At 71.4% G+C, this 4,501-nt stretch carries 4 protein-coding genes; all 4 read left to right on the top strand.

From position 1 onward, the window contains the following. Positions 1 to 472 precede the first annotated feature (472 nt). Positions 473 to 2,035: a methyl-accepting chemotaxis protein gene (locus FUT87_RS18910; RefSeq protein WP_147242026.1), complete on the top strand. Its 1,563-nt coding sequence runs from the start codon at positions 473 to 475 to the stop codon at positions 2,033 to 2,035. 76 nt (positions 2,036 to 2,111) lie between these two features. Beyond that, positions 2,112 to 2,450: an energy transducer TonB gene (locus tag FUT87_RS18905; RefSeq protein ID WP_091727391.1), complete on the top strand. Its 339-nt coding sequence runs from the start codon at positions 2,112 to 2,114 to the stop codon at positions 2,448 to 2,450. A 78-nt stretch (positions 2,451 to 2,528) separates the two neighbouring features. Then, positions 2,529 to 3,044, top strand: coding sequence for a hypothetical protein (locus tag FUT87_RS18900; RefSeq protein WP_147242025.1), 516 nt, complete (start codon positions 2,529 to 2,531; stop codon positions 3,042 to 3,044). Positions 3,045 to 3,679: 635 nt separating this feature from the next. Further along, positions 3,680 to 4,501, top strand: an 822-nt coding sequence (locus FUT87_RS18895) for a TolC family protein (RefSeq protein ID WP_147242024.1), incomplete at its 3' end; no start/stop codon positions are given.

The raw sequence follows: 4,501 nt of genomic DNA, 5'->3' as shown, positions 1-4,501 counted from the left end.
GCGATGTACCGCGCCAAGCAGGGCGGGCGCAACCGTGTCGAGCTGGATCGCGAGGACGTGGCGGCCGCGCCGTCGACGTCCTCCGCGCCTGACAAGCCCTGACCCTCATGCCGCTGCCGGAGAGCGGCAAGCCCTGACCCTCCGATGCGACGAGGCGCGCCGGCCGCAAGGCGGTTACGGCGCGGATACGGGCGCGACGCGGGCGACTCGCGAAGGAATGTGCAGGAATCATGAAACCGCGCCGAGCGCCGCATTAGGGCTTCTACCGAGCCGGTGAAAACGCCGTTTGCATTCAGTTGCAAGTGCCGCGTCAGAATTCACGGGCCCTCGGAACCGGCATCGATGCCCCGGATCAAGTCCAACGATGATCGCGCCGAATCCGATGGTCGGACCGCAGCGACGACGCCACGAGCGCCGACGTGCCCGCGCTGTCCGGCCAATCAACAACAACTGAATCGTTGCGAGGGAATCGATGTCGTTTCTATCCCGCCTGCGCATCGGCCAGCGCCTGACGCTGAGCTATGCGCTGCTGATCCTGCTGCTGATCGTGATCGGCGCTTTCGGCGCCCACAACGCCAGCCGCCTCTCCCATGACCTGAGCACGACGGCCGACTCCAGCCTCGTGAAGATCGCCCTGGCCAACACGCTGGAGAGCGACGTCAACATCATCGCGCGCGCCTCCCGCGACCTGCTGCTGCTGGACACGGCCAATGCGATCAAGCGCCAGAAGAACGACATCGCCGCCGCGCTCGAGGAGGGCCAGAAGCAGCTGGCCGAGCTCGAGGCCAAGGTCGCCGATGTCAAGGAAGACAAGGCGGTCGTGGCCAAGGTGCGCGAGCACCAGACCCGGTTCGCCGCCGCGGTGTCCAAGTTCCTGGCGGTGCAGCAGGACGGCAGCCCGGACGAGGCCCGCGAGGCCCTGATCAAGGACGTGCGTCCGGCGCAGAAGGATTACCAGGACACGCTCAAGAGCCTGGTCGAGCTGCAGTTCGCCGGTGGCCGCGCGCTGGCCGAAGGCGGCGCGAAGCTGGCCAACCAGTCCATCGTCATCACCGGCCTGCTGGTCGTGATCGCCGTGGTCATCGGGGGTGTCGGCGGCCTGACGATCGCGCGCTCGATCATCGTGCCGGCGCGCAAGGCCAAGGACGCGGCGCAGGCGATCAGCTCGGGCGACCTGTCGCAGCACATCGACGTGCAGGGCTCCGACGAGCTGGCGCAGATGCTGCACGCGATGCGCGACATGCAGACGGCGCTGTCGGGCGTGGTGGCCAGCGTGAGCGCCGCGGCGGGCGAGGTCGCGCAGAACTCCAACGAGATCGCCGGCAGCAACGTCGACCTGTCGGACCGCACCGCGCGGTCCGCCGAGAGCCTGCAGAACACCGCCGCGTCGGTGGAGCAGATCGCCTCCAACCTGAACGGCGCCAGCGAGCTGACCCGCAAGGCCGCCAGCATCGCCAGCAAGGCGCGCCAGTCGGCCTCGGCCGGCGGCACGGTGGTGAGCCAGGTCGTCTCGACGATGGAAGAGATCAGCGCGAGCTCGCGCAAGATCGGCGACATCATCGGCGTCATCGACGGCATCGCCTTCCAGACCAACATCCTGGCGCTGAACGCCGCGGTGGAAGCGGCCCGTGCCGGCGAGCACGGCAAGGGCTTCGCGGTGGTCGCGTCGGAAGTGCGGGCGCTGGCCTCGCGCTCGGCGCAGGCGGCCAAGGAGATCAAGGTCCTGATCCAGGAATCGTCCGTCAAGGTCGAGAACGGCACGGCGCTGGTCAACAACGCCGGCGCGACGATCCGCTCGGTCGTGGACGAGGTCAACAACATGGGCCAGCTGATCGAGGAGATCTCGCATTCGGCCCAGGAGCAGGCGGCCGGCGTCGGCGTCGTGAACAACGCGATGAACGAGCTGGACCGCGCGACGCAGCAGAACACGACGCTGGTCGACGAACTGACCCGCTCCACCGACTCGCTGCGCGACAGCAGCTCGCGCCTGGTGCAGGCCGTGGGCTTCTTCAGCACGGCCCGCTCCGCGACCTGACGTCCCGGCTGCGCGAGTCGCCCCCGTTCCTACCGGAAATCCCGCTTTCCTCACCCAAGACGTACGAGGTCCCAAGATGAGCAAGAACCTGATCCCCACCGTTTCCCGCAGCCTGCTGGGCCTGGCCGCCGCGCTGGTGCTGGCCGCCGGCGCCCATGCCACGCCGAAGATCGTCAAGAAGGTGCCGCCGGAGTTTCCGGCCGAAGCCGCCCGCCAGTCGATCTCGCAGGGCTCGGTGCGCGCCAAGATGAACATCGAGCCGGACGGCAAGGTCTCGGGCGTCGAGATCCTGGAGGCCGAACCGCGCAAGGTCTTCGACAAGGCCGTCACCCGCGCGCTGATGGACTGGAAGTTCGAACCCAGCGGCCAGAAGGAGACGCACGAGGTCAAGCTGGTCTTCAAGAACGAGGACTGAGCCGGGAGGCCGGGAGGCCCTGTGGCGGCCAGGGCCGAGGTGAGTGTCCGGGCGTCGTCTCGCCTACACTCCGGCCCCATGTCCCGCTTGAACGCCACCGGTCCGCGCCGGCTCCTCTGGAGCCGCTGGCTGGTGCTGGCCGTCCTGGCGCTGACCTTGCCGCTGCAGGGGGCGCTCGCGGCCACGATGGGCATCGGCATGGCGCTGATGTCCGCGCACGGCGGCGGCGCCGTCGCGACGATGCCCACCGATTGCCATGAGATGGCCGGCATGGACATGGGCGCCATGCACATGGGCGCGATGAGCCACGACGGGACCGGCATGGGCGGCATGACGCACGGCGGCCACGACGGGGCCTCGACGGACCTGTCGCCGACGGACGCTGCGGCGCCGCACGACGACGGCGGCGATGCCGCCACCGATCACCACTGCGGCATCTGCCTGCAGTGCTGCATCGGCGCCGCGATGCCGATCGCGCCGCTGATGCTCGCCGCGCAGGACCTGCGCGACGCCACCCCCACGCTCCGCGCCATCGACGCGCCCGAGCAGACGCCGCAGCCGCTCGAGCGGCCGCCAAAAACCTTCCTCGCCTGAACGCCGGCGCTCGTCCTGGACGAGCCGCCGTGAGCGTCGCCATCGTGCCGGGTTCCGTCTGATGACGGCCCGGCCGGCGGCCTGCACCGACCCTCACCCCCACCCTCTCCCGCAAGCGGGAGAGGGAGTCCGATCCGATCCCTCGCCCCGCTGGTGGCGCTGGAGATCGGTCTGACTGACTCCCTCTCCCCGCTGGCGGGGAGAGGGCAGGGGTGAGGGGTCTGGGCAGTCCTCCCTGCTCCCGATCCTTCGCGAGGAAGCCATGTCTTCTCGATTGCTCTGCCTGCTGGCCGTGGCCGCGACCCTTGGGTCTGCCGCAGCCGCGCCCCCCGATCCCGCCGACCCACGGGCGACCACGCCCGCGCCGATCGTCAAGCCGCCCGTGTCCGCCTCCGGCGCCGCCGTCGCCGACCCCGGTGTCGGGGACTGGCGCCAGGCCAACCGCCGTGTCCACGAGGCCGGCGGCTGGCGCGCGCTACTGCGCGAAAGCCAAGCCGCTAACGCACCCGCGCCACCGCCAGCGTCGCCCGGCCGACCAGCCGCTGCCTCCCCCGCCCCGGCGAGCGCCGCTTCTGCCCCGGTCAGCGCCACCTCGGCCCCGGCCGGCGGCCATCACCACCATTGAGGAGCCCCCGATGTCCTCGACGATGACTCCCCTGCGCCTGACCCTGCCCGTGCTGCTGGCGCTGGGCCTTTCGGCCTGCGCGTCGCTCTCGCCGGAGCAGGCGGCCGAGCCGGTCCAGCGGCAGAGCCGCGATTGGCTGGGCAGCGACCTGCCGCTGCAGCGCACCGACGACCAGCGCGCCGCCGCCCGCGCTCGCACCGACGCCCTGCTGGCCCGGCCGCTCGATGCCCAGGGCGCGGTGCAGCTCGCGCTGCTGAACCACCGCGGCCTGCAGGCCGGCCTCTACGGCCTGGGCATGGCCGACGCCGAGCGCGTGCAGACGCTGCTCTGGCCGAACCCGGTCCTGAGCCTGGGCCGCCTCGTGCGCGGCGACGAGCGCGAGATCGAGCGCGGCCTCGAGTTCAACCTGCTGAGCCTGCTCGGCCGCGGTGCCCGCCAGGACGCCGCCGCCCAGGCCCTGGCCCGCGAGCAGGCGCGCGTCGGGCAGCAGCTGCTCGACGTCGCCTCCCAGGCCCGTCGCAGCTGGGTCCAGGCCGTCGCCGCGCAGGAGCGCCTGCAGCAGGCGCGCACGGTGCTGGACTCCGCCTCCGCCGGCGCGGAACTGGCGCTGCGGATGCGCCAGGCCGGCAATGTCAGCGCGCTGCGGCTCGCCCGCGAGCGCGCGGTGCTGGCCGAAGCCCAACTCGCGCTGGAGCAGGCCGAGCTGCAGGCGACCGGCGACCGCGAGGCGCTGATCCGCGCGATCGGCCTGTGGGGCGACGACGTGACGACGCTGACGCTGCCGGAGCGCCTGCCCGACGTGCCGACCGACTTCCGCGCCGCCGACGACCTC

It is taken from the genome of Mitsuaria sp. TWR114 (assembly GCF_007997345.1).
The sequence above is the reverse complement of the archived record's forward strand: the minus strand, read 5'-3'. Positions and strand labels throughout refer to the sequence as shown.